This is a genomic window from Roseovarius sp. Pro17, assembly GCF_035599575.1.
Lineage (GTDB): Bacteria > Pseudomonadota > Alphaproteobacteria > Rhodobacterales > Rhodobacteraceae > Roseovarius.
Genome location: NZ_CP141179.1, coordinates 1,078,247 through 1,093,047, shown reverse-complemented (window position 1 = coordinate 1,093,047; position 14,801 = coordinate 1,078,247). Strand labels below are relative to the sequence as shown.

At 56.6% G+C, this 14,801-nt stretch carries 12 protein-coding genes and 4 pseudogenes; 9 read left to right on the top strand and 7 right to left on the bottom strand.

Going from position 1 to position 14,801, the window contains the following annotated elements; translation table 11 throughout:
- Positions 1 to 37: 37 nt before the first annotated feature.
- The 3 genes from U3654_RS05310 to U3654_RS05300 form a co-directional block, all read right to left on the bottom strand.
- The gene (locus tag U3654_RS05310) at positions 38 to 772 is read right to left on the bottom strand and encodes a TetR/AcrR family transcriptional regulator (RefSeq protein ID WP_324754311.1); all 735 of its coding nucleotides are present in this window, start codon (positions 770 to 772) and stop codon (positions 38 to 40) included.
- A gap of 539 nt (positions 773 to 1,311) precedes the next feature.
- Positions 1,312 to 2,928 carry a GMC family oxidoreductase gene (locus U3654_RS05305; protein WP_324754310.1) on the bottom strand — a complete coding sequence of 539 codons (1,617 nt, stop codon included), beginning with the start codon at positions 2,926 to 2,928 and terminating at the stop codon, positions 1,312 to 1,314.
- Between the two features lie 54 nt (positions 2,929 to 2,982).
- Entirely contained in the window at positions 2,983 to 3,426 is a 444-nt protein-coding gene (locus U3654_RS05300; protein ID WP_324754309.1) for a sugar dehydrogenase complex small subunit, read from the bottom strand.
- 374 nt (positions 3,427 to 3,800) lie between these two features.
- On the opposite strand from U3654_RS05300, the gene U3654_RS05295 reads away from it, so the two are divergent.
- The 5 genes and pseudogenes from U3654_RS05295 to U3654_RS05280 all read left to right on the top strand — a co-directional run bounded on the left by U3654_RS05295 (position 3,801) and on the right by U3654_RS05280 (position 6,610).
- Positions 3,801 to 4,010, top strand: a complete 210-nt coding sequence (locus tag U3654_RS05295; protein ID WP_324754308.1) for a hypothetical protein — start codon at positions 3,801 to 3,803, stop codon at positions 4,008 to 4,010.
- Positions 4,011 to 4,052: 42 nt separating this feature from the next.
- Positions 4,053 to 4,139 (top strand): annotated as a pseudogene (locus tag U3654_RS05290) (hypothetical protein); the annotation flags it as partial.
- 28 nt (positions 4,140 to 4,167) lie between these two features.
- A pseudogene (locus tag U3654_RS20480) lies at positions 4,168 to 4,368 on the top strand (iron-containing alcohol dehydrogenase); the annotation flags it as partial.
- A 1-nt stretch (position 4,369) separates the two neighbouring features.
- A complete protein-coding gene (locus U3654_RS05285; RefSeq protein WP_324754307.1) occupies positions 4,370 to 4,834 on the top strand; it encodes an iron-containing alcohol dehydrogenase in 465 nt (154 codons plus the stop codon).
- Positions 4,835 to 5,194: 360 nt separating this feature from the next.
- The gene (locus tag U3654_RS05280) at positions 5,195 to 6,610 is read left to right on the top strand and encodes a dihydrolipoyl dehydrogenase (RefSeq protein ID WP_324754306.1); all 1,416 of its coding nucleotides are present in this window, start codon (positions 5,195 to 5,197) and stop codon (positions 6,608 to 6,610) included.
- Positions 6,611 to 6,731: 121 nt separating this feature from the next.
- Here the strand turns inward: U3654_RS05280 and U3654_RS05275 are convergent, their stop codons facing one another.
- Entirely contained in the window at positions 6,732 to 7,151 is a 420-nt protein-coding gene (locus tag U3654_RS05275; protein ID WP_324754305.1) for a hypothetical protein, read from the bottom strand.
- Between the two features lie 271 nt (positions 7,152 to 7,422).
- Complete coding sequence (locus tag U3654_RS05270) at positions 7,423 to 8,517, bottom strand: HWE histidine kinase domain-containing protein (protein ID WP_324754304.1); 1,095 nt, start codon at positions 8,515 to 8,517, stop codon at positions 7,423 to 7,425.
- Between the two features lie 389 nt (positions 8,518 to 8,906).
- Between U3654_RS05270 and U3654_RS05265 the strand changes: the two genes are divergently transcribed.
- The 4 genes from U3654_RS05265 to U3654_RS05250 all read left to right on the top strand — a co-directional run bounded on the left by U3654_RS05265 (position 8,907) and on the right by U3654_RS05250 (position 13,643).
- Complete coding sequence (locus U3654_RS05265) at positions 8,907 to 10,640, top strand: mechanosensitive ion channel family protein (protein WP_324754303.1); 1,734 nt, start codon at positions 8,907 to 8,909, stop codon at positions 10,638 to 10,640.
- Between the two features lie 58 nt (positions 10,641 to 10,698).
- A complete protein-coding gene (locus U3654_RS05260) occupies positions 10,699 to 10,959 on the top strand; it encodes a DUF3253 domain-containing protein (protein WP_324754302.1) in 261 nt (86 codons plus the stop codon).
- A 122-nt stretch (positions 10,960 to 11,081) separates the two neighbouring features.
- The gene (locus U3654_RS05255) at positions 11,082 to 12,542 is read left to right on the top strand and encodes a phospholipase D-like domain-containing protein (RefSeq protein WP_324754301.1); all 1,461 of its coding nucleotides are present in this window, start codon (positions 11,082 to 11,084) and stop codon (positions 12,540 to 12,542) included.
- A 72-nt stretch (positions 12,543 to 12,614) separates the two neighbouring features.
- On the top strand, positions 12,615 to 13,643 hold the full coding sequence (locus U3654_RS05250; RefSeq protein WP_324754300.1) for a phosphatase domain-containing protein: 1,029 nt from the start codon (positions 12,615 to 12,617) through the stop codon (positions 13,641 to 13,643).
- Positions 13,644 to 13,931: 288 nt separating this feature from the next.
- On the opposite strand, the pseudogene U3654_RS20475 reads toward U3654_RS05250, so the two are convergent.
- Both U3654_RS20475 and U3654_RS20470 read right to left on the bottom strand, forming a co-directional pair.
- Positions 13,932 to 14,314: pseudogene (locus U3654_RS20475) on the bottom strand (hypothetical protein); the annotation flags it as partial.
- Positions 14,300 to 14,491: pseudogene (locus tag U3654_RS20470) on the bottom strand (IS3 family transposase); the annotation flags it as partial. The pseudogenes U3654_RS20475 and U3654_RS20470, both read right to left, overlap by 15 nt.
- Positions 14,492 to 14,801 lie beyond the last annotated feature (310 nt).

Sequence of the window (14,801 nt, the reverse complement as noted above, 5' to 3'; positions counted from 1 at the left end):
GTTGAAATATGGACGCATACCTAGCCCCGGCAGCGCCTCAATTGCCCGCGATCGCGCGCAGCATCAGGCGATATTCGCTCGGGTTGGACAGCGCGATGCTGCCTTGGGGTAGGCCAAGCAGTCTGTCGATCAACGCACCCTCGGCCACCATCCGGCCGTCGAGGAGATCAGTCGCCGCGTCGAGATATCCTGCCTCGGCGGTCCGTATGGCCATCTCGACAACAGCCCTGCGGCCGATCGACCACGCAAGGATCGTCTCGGTAACAAGGTCCGTATCGGCCACATCGAAACAGCCTTCAGCGACCCCATCGGCGATCACCTCGCGCAGAATTGGCCTTGCCGCTGCGGCGGATGCATCCGAAATGCGATGGAACAGCAGATCGTTACCGGGCCGCAGCATGGCATCGACAAAGAACCGGATCTGGGGGGCACGCTCTGCCTTCCAACGGCTCGACTCGGCCAGAAATGCATTGAAACGGGTCAAAGCATCGCCCGAAGTCGCAACACGCGCGGCCTCCGCCGAGGCCAGCGCTTCGCTCGTGAAACGCTCAATAACGCCGTCGAGTAGATCCTCTTTGGCGGTGAAGTGATGGTAGAATCCACCCTTGGAAATGGCAGCTTCAGAAAGCACATCGGCTATCGTCACGTCATCCCAGCCCCGCGCGAAAAACAGGCCCTGCGCCGCATTCAAAATATGCGCCCGCCGCTCTTGGGGCGCCATGCGCTGGCGCTTGGGCGCGACTGCAATGGCGTTTTCTGATCTGTCTTTCATCGCACCCTCACTACAAACCGACGGTCGGTATGTAGTGAGGGTTGAGATAATCTTCAAGATGGAAATCTGGAAATTCGTCAATTCGGCGGGTTCTTCACCTCTATCCAAGACCCTGCAATGGCTTTCGACCGGCCATTGTTCGACGGTATCGAAACAGACATTCTCGCCAGTTCCCCGCTATGGCGCATTACATCACGCATGTCGGGCATATTTCTGGCCATAGGTCATTGCGCTAAGTATTCGCCAACCAACTCAAATTGTTGCGGCCTAATATCCCGATACTCAGATCGGTCGTCTTCACCTGCTCGACAAATGTTGCGGCAATTCCGACTCTCATTACTTCAATGCCATGCGGGTATCGTTGTCGCCTTTTGATATGTGGCCTCGCCGCAAGTGTGTGGATCGAATATGTCCATCTCCGCAACGGCGGCGAAAGGAAGGGAGGGCGCTGTGCCGCCCTTCCCTTCCCCGCGATTAGCTGCAATGCGCAGCTGCCAGCGGCCATTGGTCGGGCGAGTTTTGCCCCAATGCCCTCACATCTATTTCGCGCTGGCGGCGATGGCATCCACCGCCCGCAGCGATAAAGCAGCGATGGTGAGGCTGGGGTTTGCCGTCGCCGAAGTGGGGAAGGTTCCGGATCCCAACAGGAACAGGTTGCGATGATCAAAGCTGCGCAGGTCGGCGTCCACGACCGCGCTTTTGGCATCAATGCCCATGCGCACTGTCCCGATGATATGGCCCGCACCCTGAATATCCGGGGAATGATTGACGTTGGTGGCACCAAGTGCTGCAAACACCTCGTCGTGCGCCCGCTGCGCCGCATCCAGCCCGGCGCGGGTATAGTCGGAATAATCGAAATGGATACGCGGCAGCGGCATGCCGTTGGCGTCGCGCTTGTCGGGGTCCAGCGTCACGCGGTTCTCCGCGTCAGGCGACTGCTCTACCAGCGAACTGATGCGAATCTGGCGTGATGTCGCGTCTTTAATCGCTGCGTCCAGATCGGCTCCGCGCAGACCTGTCTTCGCTAGATCGGAGGCTGTCGATAGAGGCGCGCCCGTGGGCCAGCTGTGGCCATCATTGGCGATTTCGATCCGGAAGGCCGCACGATCCTTGCGAAAATCACCGTCGCGCAAATTCTCGATCCCCGACGTAGAAAGCGGACCACGGAAAGGCCAGACCGGCTCGGCCGTCTCGGCCCAGCTAAGTTTCGAGGGATGGTCCATAAGGTTGCGACCAACCTGATCAGAGCTGTTGGCAACACCGTTCTCCGCGCCCTCTTGGGCAGAATTCAGCAGGAGGCGCGGCGTCTCGATCCCGTGTGCAGCGAGGACCACCACCTTGCCAGCAGCAGTGCCGGTACTGCCGTCTGCACGGCGAAAATCGACCGACGCAATTTGGCCGTCGGCACCGAGATTAAGCTTGGTCGCTGTCGTTTGGTCATGAACGACCGCACCAGCCTCCTCTGCTTGGAGCACATGAACCGTCGCATCATATTTCGCCTGAATCGGGCAGACAGGAATGCACGATGCGTTGCCGCAGCATTCTGGGCGTTCAGCGTGATATACCGAATTCCGCCCCTGAGGCGTGGCACGAAGCTGATACTTGGTGCCCTCCAATGCCTTGCCGACCTGCTTGTCGAGATACGTTATCGGAATCATAGGCATCGGAAAATCGCCAGACCTCGGGGACCCCAGATCCTCGCTACTGTCGCCCGCCACACCGATTTCCTGTTCGGCGGCCAGATAAAACGGCTCAAGCTCATCATAGTCAAACGGCCAATCTACCGCGTGGCCATAGAGCGAATTCAGTTTGAAATCAGCCGGCACGTTGCGCAGAGTTGTCCCCAGCCAGTGCCACGTCGTTCCACCGACCACCTTGATATAGGTCGATTTGAAATCCTCTGGCCCCATTTGCTGGTAATACTCACCGATTTTGTGGGTCAGGGGGTGCGGCGCGGTTGGGTCATTGGGATAAGCCGATTCCGGCACTTTGATCTTGGCATTCCAGAACGTTTCGACCGCGTCATACCGTTCGATCCGCTTGCCGCTTTCCAGAAAGGCGACCTTTAGCCCCTTTTGCGCCAATTTCGCCCCTGCCATCGCTCCTGCGATGCCGGTGCCGATAATCAAAATGTCTGCCGTGATATCATTTGCCATTGCTGGAGTTCCTTGGGTCTGGAATGTGGGGAGATCGAAAAGAGAGCGTGTGGATTAAGCCTCAGGCGGATCTGACCAGTAGCCCACTCCTCCACCGCAGAAAGCCAACGGCTTGGTGTAATCCATCGCCTGCCAGATCAATGCATCGGTGTAGCTTAGCATTTGCAAATCGTCTGAATCTGGCGATTCCCCGGTATACCAAGATGCCACGATGGAATTGGCCAAATCATCGTCGCTTTCGCCCGCCGCCAAGGCGGAAATATCATCCTCGCGACCAATCGCGGAGAAGGCCGTTAGCATGCTGGATGCGATATCCGTGGATAGATTGTCCTGCCCGACCAGTTCCTGCGACAACGCAAGGAAAGCGTCGACATCCAGATCGGCAGCCAGCGCCCGTCCCGGCCATTGCGAAAGAGACAGCACCGACATTGCCGAAACCGCAGATAATAAGCCGCGGCGCGTGAGGGTTGCCGGGGTCGTAACTTTGGATTGAGCCATGTCGTTGCACCCTGTTCTATTTTCGACTTCAATAAGTTGAGCTTAGATCAAGTAACGCGCAAATATTCTCTTTGGTTCCCGAATGATAGATGCTGAGGTATCGTGGGATATCCGACGACGACATGGAGGCTGTAGACAACCTCAAGATGCGAGCGGATACCGTCCGACGACGCCAGAAAGTATCTCGCCCATAGACCAGAGGCCGAGCATGCAATAGCCGTCAGAAGGGACCACCCACAAACTGGCCCACTCATCGTGGGCCACTCCACCCGGCCTACGCCCGGATTCCGCTGCGGTTGATGACCTTCTCGGACTTCTTCGAGATTATGTGAAAAGGACGTGCACGCTCTGAGCGCGCCAAGAAAGTAAGAGAGATGTCATCCTTCCAGTCCAAATTCGCCCTTTCCCAATCAGCCGTCCGCATACGGTTCGCGCCCGGGATCCGGCACGATACCGGGTCCGAGGTCGCGCGGCTCGACTGTGCGCGCGCCGCGATCCTCTCGACACCCGGCAAACGCAACATGGCCGAGGCACTCGCGTCCGATATGGGCGGCCTCGCGGCTGGGCTGGTGCCGCTAGCCTAGATACACACGCCGGTTACAGTAACCGAGCAGGCGCTCGTCGAAGTGAAGCGGCTCGGGGCCGATTGTCTCGTGGCGATCGGCGGCGGCTCGACGATCGGCCTCAGCAAAGCGCTCGCGCTCAGGACCGGGCTGCCGCAGATTGTGCTGCCCACCACCTATGCCGGGAGCGAGGCGACCCCGGTCGCTGGGCCAGACCGAGGACGGGCACAAGACCACGATCAACGATCCGCAGGTGCAGCCGCAGGTCATCCTTTGCGACGCCGAACTCGTCTGCTCACTGCCGCTGCCGATTACCGTGGCCAGCGCGCTGAACGCAATGGCCCACGCCGCCGAAGGGCTATACGCGCGATCGCAATCCGGTGTCCACGCTTATGGCAGTGGAGGGGCTTCGCGCGTTCCACGCCGCGCTGCCGACCGTCTGCGAAACCCCAAGCGATCTCGAGACACGTGGCAAGACGCTTTATGGCGCTTGGCTATGTGGCACCGTTCTGGGACAGGTCGGCATGTCGCTGCATCACAAGCTCTGCCATGTGCTGGGCGGTGCGTTCGACCTGCCCCACGCCCAGACCCACGCGGTGATGCTGCCCCACACCATCGCGTTCAACGTCAGCGCGGCAGGCTCGCTTCTTGATCCGCTCCGCGAGATTTTCGGCAACACTAATGTCGGCCAGGCGCTTGCCGCTTTCGCCGACACAGTCGGGGCACCTCGGGCATCTGATACGATGCCCGAGGGCGGCCGGCCGTTGTACCATCAGCGGCAAGCGGCCTGCGGGGCCGCCCCAACGTGCCCGCAACACGTAACTACCCTCGTTCGACCCAGATGACAGGAGAAAGTGAAACAGCCCTTGTTTGCCCGAGACCTAGAACTAAGGATGCTGGATTAGAGTTTTCTTTGTCGCAGCGGATGCCGACTTCGACGAACCACACCCTAGAAATGGGGGTCAGCGGCGAATGTCGGTAATTTCGGGTTCAACATCGCCCAATCATCGCTGCCGCAACGGGGCAACAATTGGCTTTGTCTGTGCATCAAGGCGGTCACAGCTTCTGAATAGAAGTAGTTGCTGATCCTGAACGGGCCAAAGGCTGTGTGCGAGATAGCGGCGTATGATGGTTATTAGATTTCGCATTTTATGGCTGGTCCAAGAGGCCACAAACACCATGTTTAGACTAAAGGGGTACAGAAGATGATCAACAAAGTGGATGTGGCGATTGTGGGTGCAGGCACGGCGGGTCTGGCGGCGTTGCGCGATGTGCGTCGAAAGACGGACAATTTCGTCATTATAAACAAACCGCCTTATGGGACGACCTGCGCGCGTGTGGGATGCATGCCCTCAAAAACCCTGATCGCGGCGGCGAACGCATTTCACGCGCGGGCTTTGCTGGATACCTTCGGCATCCGGGGTGCGGAGCATCTCAAGGCTGACATTCCCGCTGTGCTGGCACGGGTCAGAAAGCTCAGAGATGATTTCGTCGCGGGCGTGATGAAATCGACCGACGATCTGGGGGATCGCAACATCGCCGGACATGCGCGTCTTGACGGGGCGAACCGGGTTGTCGTGGATGGCCACGTGATCGAAGCGCGCCAGATTATTCTGGCACCGGGGTCCAGCCCTGTTGTGCCGCAGCCGTGGAAAAAGTTTGGCGGCCGTATTCTTACCACCGATACGCTTTTTGAGCAGCAAGATCTGCCATCCCGGATCGGAGTGATCGGATTGGGTGCAATAGGTGTGGAAATGGCGCAGGCCTTGGCTCGACTGGGGCTAGAGGTTCATGGGTTCGACGGCGCAAACCAGATGGCCGGTATCTCGGACGAAAAGATCGCCGAAACGTTGCGACAGTCTCTGTCACGGGAGTTCGCCGTCCATCTCGGGGTGAACGTGGACCTTGCGGAGGCCGAGGACGGCATCGAAATCAGGTGGGGTGAAGAAAAGGTCGGGGTCGACGAGGTGCTGGTCGCAGTGGGGCGGCGGCAGAATGTGCAGGACCTTGGCCTTGAAACTCTGGGCGTCCCGCTTGACGACAAGGGAATGCCGGAAGTCGATCCGCAGACGATGCGGATCGCCAATACATCGGCCCTGCTTGCTGGTGACGCCAACGGGATACGCCCGCTGCTGCATGAGGGTTCAGACGACGGCCATATCGCAGGGCTGAATGCAACTAGCGATACACCTGTGCAACTTGAACGCCGGACGCCGATCAGCATCACGTTTTGTGCGCCAGAGGTGGCGTCGGTCGGAAAACGGGCCAGCGATCTTGATCTTGATGATTGTCTGGTTGGCGAAGTTGATTTCAGATCACAGGGGCGCGCGCGCGTCATGCAGCAGAATGAAGGGCTTTTGCGCATCTATGCATCGCGCGACGACGGACGCCTGTTGGGGGCCGAGATGGCGGCGCCGGGGGCAGAGCATTTCGCACATCTGCTGGTGTTGGCGATAGACCAGAACCTAACCGTGCATGATTTGCTGCGGTTACCGTTTTACCATCCCACTCTCGAAGAAGGGTTGCGCTCCGCACTGCGCGAAATCGCCCGCGAATTGCCGCCTTGCAGTATATCAGACCTGGCCGGTTGCGCCTCGCTGGAGATTGAAGCGCTTGAATAGATGCAGTTGTCACTGAGACAATACAACGAAAGCGCGTCCGGTTTTTTCGCCTATTCTTCGCAATTCGCACGTGTAAGGTGTTTTGCCGCAGAGTTTTTTTAGCCCATCTACCGGGTGGCTTTCAGGCTCGGGAATCTATCTCCACGTCGTTGGCGGTGGTGCGCCAAAATTCGACCGCCCTTTTGAACTCTGCCGCATAAAATGCTGAGTCCTGCGATCCCGAAGGGTCGCCGTCGAAGCGCCCAACGCGACGCGCACAATCGAAAAAGCCCGGCGCGGGCAGCCCAAGCCGTGCCTTGCTGACCACGAGCGCTGCAATCAACGGGCGGGCGGCGGCGGCGTCCTCCTCAATCAGGCATTCCAACGCGACTGTGAGTTGATGAATCGTATTGGGCGGCGACAGATCCAAGGCCTTGGCAAGAGCTTGATAGGTGATGGGGGTCGCCTGACCGGCAATTCGGCAGAGATAATCCCGGACCCGTAGCGCCAACACGTTGGCCGTGCACGCCCCGATGTTCGCAGGTTCTTGATTATTCGTCATGATCGGGTCTCGCGAGGTTGGCCTGTCAAAATGACGGACCTTCAAGACGGCCAGATTTCGAGAAGCCCAGCCGTTGACGTTTGAAAGAACTGCAATGCAGCGTCGTTGGTTATCACCGTTACATCGACGCAGATTTGGACCTTTAGTCCGTTTGTGCCGCTATGCCCGAAGCGACTAGTGGTGTCTCAGGTCTTCCAATGTATCGGTCATTTCGAATGCTACCAGCACTTCGTCTTCTACAATGAAAATGCGTGGGGTATTGGCCGCCGTATTACTCTCCAGTCAGTTGTGCGAATGGCATGACAAGTCTCCACCGTAGACCATCAGCTGAATAACAAATGTCCACCTCGCCATTGGTCTCCATCGCAAGCGCTTGGTCGATGATGAAAGTGCCAAAGCCTTTCTGAGTTGGTACAACAGGCTCAGGCCCTTCCCGCTCCACCCACTCGATGCGAAGTTTCGGTTGACCTTCTTCGGTGATGCGGCACCAGGTCAGGTCAACCTTGCCAGTTGTCACGGACAATGACCCATATTTTACGGCGTTCGAGGACAGCTCGTAAAGGGCCATGGACACTGCCAAGGCTTGCCGAGACGGAAGTGCCACCGCTGGCCCATCGTAGAACAATTTATCGCCCGCGATCCTTACAACGATGTCATCGACAATCTGAGCGAGATTTGCTTGCTCCCACTCTGATCCAATCAACTTGCCATGTGCTTTGGCGTAGGCATCGAGTCTTTCGTCTATCGTGCTCCGTACCCCGCGCGGGATTTCCTCTTTGCGCAACGACATGCTGACGATCGATTTGACCACACTAAAGGCATTTTTAACCCTGTGGTTAAGCTCTGCGATGAGAACCTTTTGCTGTTCGGCCAGCTGGTGTTCCCGGTCAATGTCGATCAGGGCGACAACGGCGCCCAGAAGGCCCCCCGCTTTGTCACGAACTGGCTGTCCAATGATGCGCATCCAGAACTTGCTGTCGTCCCCTCGTTGATAAAGCACGTCCAACTCTGATCTATCCACTCCCTCGCTGATAACCTTTGCCAGAGGGTATTCATGACTTTCGACTTGCCGTCCGTCTTCGTGAAACGAAATCCATGCGCCATAATCCGTGACATCTTCGGAAAGCAAGATCGGATGGCGAAGCATATTTTCAACCGCGGTGTTACCGAGCATTACCCTACCCTTTACATCCGTGAGAACCACACCGACTGGGACGATTTCAAGCATAGCTTCGAAGAAATTGAGCCGGATCGCCGCTTCCTGTGCCAGCGCGGCATCCCTTTCCCGATCGACGGCCAGAAGTGCGAGGCGCTCTTGAAGATGCAGGATATTTTGACGCAGCTCGGCGTCAGTAGAGTTGGGCATGCTCAGAACCTGCAATATAAAATTCAGCTTTCATCGGATACACTGTTTACGGCACACAATTTAAACGCAAGTTCAAGTAAAAGCTTGTCATCCGTGGAGGCTTAGCAATGCCGCAGCCCAGTCTACCGGATAACCATTGCCGGATTTCGTTGCTCCGCGCATCCGCCCAATGGGTTTCCGGCAGCAATCTCTAGGTTATGTGCTTTGCTGCAAAATGAGGCAGAGCTCGATTTTCTGGATATGAAATAAGCCCAATAATGGGCGTTTGCGCATATTGATCCTGCCCGCCTGCAAACGGTACTGTTCAGCAGCGCGTCTGGTCGTTGCTACGCCACAAAGCTTGGGTAAGGGAGATGTCTTGTGTTGAGCATGAAAGTTGTCGTTTCACCATGATGATGCCCGCGCCTGTTGGTCCTTCTCGACGTCGCAATTCTGGCAGTTGGCGAATGCTACGGGGCGTCACAAATGCACTGCTGCTAATTTTTTTGGTGGGGACCGGCACCGCCCTAGCGACATCGGCACGGGCGCAGGAGTCCGTTTTTGAGACGTCGGCCCTGAATACCGGACTGGCCCCTGTTCCTGACCGGATCGATCGCAGAACACCGCGCGCCGCGATGGCAAGTTACCTGCAGGCAGCGAAGGACGGCGATTGGGATGCTGCGGCACATCTGCTGGATCTGAACGAGTTGCCGCCGAGCCGTCAGGCGGCCGAAGGACCTGTGCTGGCGCGGCAGTTGTATGACGTCGTTGATCGCAAGGCCGTGCTGGACTGGTCAATCCTGATAGATCGTCCGGACGCGCTTCAGACCGAAGGGGGAAAGAACGCGTCGCAAGCAGGAGAGCCCCGACGCTCGCTTCTCCTGCGTGATCTGCCGCTTGATATCGTTCCGGCCGAGATCCGCCTTAACCGCATCAAACCCAAGGGCGCCGAACAAGCCGTCTGGGTGTTTCCCCCGGAAACTGTGCGGCACGTGCCGGCATTGCACATCAAATACGGGCCTTCACAGCTTGAGCTGGCGCTACCTGATGCACTGCGCGCCAAGGAAATTGGCGGATTGATGCGATGGGAACTGATCGGCCTGCCGCTGCTCTTATTGGCCGCTATCATTCTTGGGTGGATCGTCCACAGTGTTCTTCAAATCCTTTGGCGCCGCGCTAACTCAAAAATAGCGACAGGCATTCTGCGCGCCTCATCCATGCCGCTGATTATCGTGAGCGTCACAAGCCTGATATGGTGGGTCACGGGTAATATTTTTGTTTTTTCCGGGCGAATCGACATCGTCCTGGCACCGTTAATAGCAACCGGGTTCATCACGGCACTGCTGCTCTTCATCGTTAACGGGGTTGAGGTGCTGCTGGACGGCTTAATCGCACCGCAAGAGGACCTGGACCTGACCCTTGCCGCGCAGGCTGACGCACGGATTCTTGCAACTAGGCTGAACGCCGCCAAGCGGGTGCTGGTAGTTGCCGTATTCCTGATAGGCGCAGGTGTCGTTCTGTCCTCAGCCGATCTGGCGAGCAATCTGGGCCTGTCGTTACTTGCTTCGGCGGGCGCTCTTACGATCGTGCTGGGCTTTGCCGCGCGTAATGTGCTGGGCAATATCATGGCATCTTTGCAGATTGCCCTGAACCAGTCTGCGCGCGTCGGTGATAGAGTTCTCTACAAGGATGAGTTGTGCCACGTTGAACGCATCCATATGACCTTTGTGCAACTACGCAACTGGGATAGCACGCGGTTGATCGTGCCGGTCGAAGAATTCGTATCAGAGACATTTTCGAACTGGACGCTTCAGGATCCCGCAATGCTGCGAATTCTGAAGTTGCAGCTGGACCCACGGGCGGATGTCGGCGCATTGCGTGAGGCGTTTAACGATATCCTGTCGGAAGTGGCCAATCTGGATATCGGTGAAAATCTGGGGGATCGTGACGAATCGAGTGTCAATGTTGCTGATCAGGACGTGTTCGGCATCGAAGTCTGGTTCAGCATTCCCTGCACGGATCCGAATACCTCATGGGAAGTGGCCTGCGCGGTGCGCGAACGGCTGATCGCCCGCGCCGCCCAGATTGAGGGCAAGAGTGGCAAGCCAATTTTCCCCGAAAGCGTGGTTGCCGGGGCCGGATAAGTGCTATGTCATTGATGGGCAAGACGTCTGGGCTGCGAATTCTGAGAATTGAAAACAAATGAACCAAGGCGACTTGATAGCAGATGCCATTCTGACACTCGCCACCGAGCGCGGGCCTGACAAGACGATCTGCCCGTCCGAGGTTGCGCGCCACATCGCCGGACAGGATCAGGATAAATGGCGACCATTAATGCCACCAATTCGCGCGCAAGCGCTTAAGCTGGCCGAAGACGGTAAAGTCGAAATCAGAAAAGGTGGTGAAACTGTTGATTTGCAGACATTCAGCGGTATCTACCGCATTACAATACGTGCCGGATAGCAGTTCGAATTACTTCTGATGCGCAAACGAAACGGGTACAGACAGATATGCAAAGCTCCAATTCAACTGCGTCGATCTTTCGGGCTGATGAAAACTGCTGGCGTGTGGTCCGTGCGGACAGAATGGCTCTGATCGTTGATGCCGCAGATTATTTCCGCGTCTTGCGCCAGATCATCCTCGCCGCCGAGCGGGAGTTACTGTTCATCGGCTGGGACTTCGACTTTGAGATCGAAATGCTCCCAGGCGAAAGCGACAGTGACGGACTTGCGCCCGACGGATTTCCCAACCAGCTTGGCGCCTTCCTTGAGGCTGCTGTGGAACAGGCACCCGATCTGCATGTCTATCTGCTCAAATGGAATGGTGCGGTCATTGCGGCGCCCGGGCGTTTGATGCCGACGGTCGCGCTGAGTGTGTTCGGAAGCGACCGCATCCATTTTGCCCTCGACGGGCATCACCCGTTCGGGGCCTGCCATCATCAAAAGATTGCCGTAGCTGACGACAAACTGGCTTTTTGTGGGGGGATCGACGCAACCGAGGACCGCTGGGACACGTCCGAGCATCTGCCGGACGATCCCCGACGCGTGCGCAAAGACGGCTCCCCGTCCGAGCCATGGCACGATGCTACCTCGGCACTGACCGGTCCGGTGGCATCGGCACTGGCGGAACTCTCCCGCAAGCGCTGGCACCGAGCCACAGGCGACACGTTAAAGCGACCCGCAAGCACGCCCGCGGATATATGGCCCGATGATCTGGACGTTGACGCCAAGGATGTTGACGTCGCCATCGCGCGAACAGAGCCACCCTACGACGGCGAGCCGCTGATAAACGAGATCGAGCAGCTCTATATCGGCAGTATCGAGGCGGCGACTGACACGATCTATATTGAATCGCAGTATTTCGCATCCGAGACTGTGTGCGCAGCGCTGGAAAAACGCCTGAGAGAGCAAGACGGCCCCGAAATAGTTGTGATCAATCCCGAGGCCGCCCTGTCGCAACTCGAAGACGACGCGATGCATGTCCTGCGCGGGCGGATGATCGACAGGCTCCGGGCCGCCGATCATCAGGACCGTTTTCGCATCTTTTATCCGGTCACCGCGAAAGGCGACCCGATCTACGTCCATGCCAAGATCATGATCACCGACGCCAGCATCCTGCGGCTTGGGTCCAGCAACCTTAACGACCGCTCCATGGGCTTTGATACCGAATGCGACGTGGCGGTCGAAGGGCCGGAGGCGCTGATCACTGGATTTCGCGCGCGGCTTCTTTCCGAGCATCTCGGAGTATCGCCGGAAGTTTTCGAAGAGGCCCTGCAAAAGGAAAACTTGTTGATCGGGGCCATCGAGAGCCTGAACTCCCCCAAAGGGCGCGGGCTGCGCCGGATTGACCCTCGTCCCGACGGCATTATTGGCGGTTTTTTGGCCAACACTCGCCTGCTTGATCCACGCTATCGTCCAGGTCAGGAAACATCCGCCGGACAAGGGGTGCGTCCCCGACATCTGGCCTTGATCGCCGGGGGCGCATTGGTCGGCGGTCTAGCCTTTCTGGCGTGGCAAAAATGGAGAGGCGGCGGCCCTCGGAGCTGAGCGCCGTCTGATTTCTGAGCGTCTGTGCTCAGACAGTTACCATTGAACGTCCAATAAATTTCGTAGGGTTCTATGTTCAAACGTCTTATCCACCGTGCTGCGCTGAAAGCAGAACGTGTTGCTGATCAGCTATTCAGCCGAACAGGCAAGGGCCGCGTGATCGACCCCTATATCGGCTATGCTACCCCCGATCAAATCATCCTGCGTGGGCGCGTTCTCAGCAAGCTGCGACACTCTTCAGCAGTTGAAGGCCAGACACGACTTACAAATCTGAGGCAAATGCTGGGAATGTTTCTTACTGACGAAGTACGAGACGTCACTGTGCGATGTGGCGACGCAGAAGCGCTGACGGATGAAGAGGGTTATTTTACCCTGCTTTTGCCGCGCGACGCCCGCACCGGACGGCACTCAGAACAGGTCTATATCGAAGAGGGTCAGGTTCCGACACTCTGTCCTTTTTTGGTTCCTGCTGTTGATGCTCGCTTCATGGTCATCTCGGACATTGATGACACTATGCTGGAAACTGGCGCTTATTCACTTATGCGCAACCTCTTCACCTCATTCACCGGAAATTCCCTAACGCGGCTCGTATTTCCAGATGCAGTTGACTTGATGAACGCGCTCTCCGAAGGTGGACGCAATCCGATTTACTACGTGAGTTCATCACCATGGAACCTCCACGACTTTCTAGCCGACATCTTTGAAAATACGAGACTCGTGCGTGGCCCAATGTTCTTACGCGATCTAGGATTGAGCGATACCAAGTTTATTACGGACGGGCATGGGAGCCATAAAGGGGCAAGCATAGATCATATTCTGCGTGCCAATCCAGATTTACCAACCATACTTTTAGGTGATACGGGACAGCACGATGCACGAATTTACCGTGACGTAATAGAGCGTCATAATGATCGTATCATTGCCGTCGGATTACGCACGCCCGGTGCTGGAATTGATGCCCAAGATAAACGAGATTTGGACGCGATTGCAGCGACTGGTGTCGCACATTTTGCAGGACCCGATTTCACAGAGTTGGCAAAGAATCTTGCGGAAGAACATCCTGATCTTTTTCCATGCAGTTCTAACGAAAATAGAGATTGATCTTAGGATATCGCGGCGTCTGCGTTGCCGTCTGTACTGACGACCAAGTCGCGACTTAGATCAACTATGGGCTCGGGAAGAGCTATCGGCAGGTCATCCCTTAACGCCTAACTAGGAATGTTGGCTTTTTCCTGTGTGGATGGCCACTGCTTGGCAAGACATTTTTTGATATCTGAGGCGCCCCAAGATTTGTAGACGCTTTCCCGGTGATTTCGGACCCGAGGGCGGGCGGATATGAACACCGGAGCTCGGATTGCGGATGAGCATAAGCAGCACGCTGTGACGCAGGTCATTGAGCGTGAATAAATAAGAGGGGATACTGCCTTGCGTTTGGAAGGATATGATGCACCACGAGAATGCTTCATCCCTTTGCCTTGCAGCCACTTAGCCAGTTCACCGGACACGTAACTGGAGCCATCGCCCACTGCCCGGCTGTGCATTGCGTGGCAATGTCACGAGAGGGACTGAGCAGACGTGGTTTGTGGACGACATGGACCTGATCGCAGCCAGAGGCCTGCAAAGCCAGATCGAGCTTGTCGGTGACATCTTTTGCCTTCATGTTGGTGCAGAGTTTTCAAACGATGATGTAGCGGCTGTAGTGGGCCGAAATCGCGCTGAAATAAAGCCACCCCCCAGCCAAGTACTTTGAGATAGGTGAAGTTCTTTGACCACTTGAAACAGATGCCTTGGGATGTGCCCTCACGACAGCAAAGCTCAGCAATACAGTCCTCGCCACGCAGCCCATCCAAGACGATCCTGATCTTCTCTTCGGATGAATACTGCTTGCGGGCCGCTCGCTTGATGTCCTTGATGATCTTCTCGCCAAGGCTTTTGGTTGACTGTCTCATGTCCCACTCATCAGTGGTTACTGATGCGCCAAGAACACTATCTTATCAAACCGCCAAATTTGCACCCATAGGCGCTGACGTCAGATAGTGCGCACCCGCGCCAGGAAGGTCCGCTCGTTGGACGCATGACTTTCAAAACTGACAATCATGTCGCGCTTCTCTCTCTTAGCAAAGCGCTTCGAAGTAAACTTCGAACCACATGTTTGCCTCAAAACTTTACAACATTATCCGACATCATATCGGCACCAAAAAGCAGGGGAAGCCAAAGGAAGGTTTGCGTGATACTAGAGGTATTTTTACGTAAAAGATA

Excerpts from the sequence above, each read along its gene's own strand:
- U3654_RS05265 (WP_324754303.1), top strand. The coding sequence starts at position 8,907 with ATGATGATGCCCGCGCCTGTTGGTCCTTCTCGACGTCGCAATTCTGGC.
- U3654_RS05275 (WP_324754305.1), bottom strand. The coding sequence starts at position 7,151 with ATGACGAATAATCAAGAACCTGCGAACATCGGGGCGTGCACGGCCAAC.
- U3654_RS05305 (WP_324754310.1), bottom strand. The coding sequence starts at position 2,928 with ATGGCAAATGATATCACGGCAGACATTTTGATTATCGGCACCGGCATC.
- U3654_RS05295 (WP_324754308.1), top strand. The coding sequence starts at position 3,801 with ATGTCATCCTTCCAGTCCAAATTCGCCCTTTCCCAATCAGCCGTCCGC.
- U3654_RS05255 (WP_324754301.1), top strand. The coding sequence starts at position 11,082 with ATGGCTCTGATCGTTGATGCCGCAGATTATTTCCGCGTCTTGCGCCAG.
- U3654_RS05260 (WP_324754302.1), top strand. The coding sequence starts at position 10,699 with ATGAACCAAGGCGACTTGATAGCAGATGCCATTCTGACACTCGCCACC.
- U3654_RS05300 (WP_324754309.1), bottom strand. The coding sequence starts at position 3,426 with ATGGCTCAATCCAAAGTTACGACCCCGGCAACCCTCACGCGCCGCGGC.
- U3654_RS05250 (WP_324754300.1), top strand. The coding sequence starts at position 12,615 with ATGTTCAAACGTCTTATCCACCGTGCTGCGCTGAAAGCAGAACGTGTT.
- U3654_RS05270 (WP_324754304.1), bottom strand. The coding sequence starts at position 8,517 with ATGCCCAACTCTACTGACGCCGAGCTGCGTCAAAATATCCTGCATCTT.
- U3654_RS05280 (WP_324754306.1), top strand. The coding sequence starts at position 5,195 with ATGATCAACAAAGTGGATGTGGCGATTGTGGGTGCAGGCACGGCGGGT.
- U3654_RS05310 (WP_324754311.1), bottom strand. The coding sequence starts at position 772 with ATGAAAGACAGATCAGAAAACGCCATTGCAGTCGCGCCCAAGCGCCAG.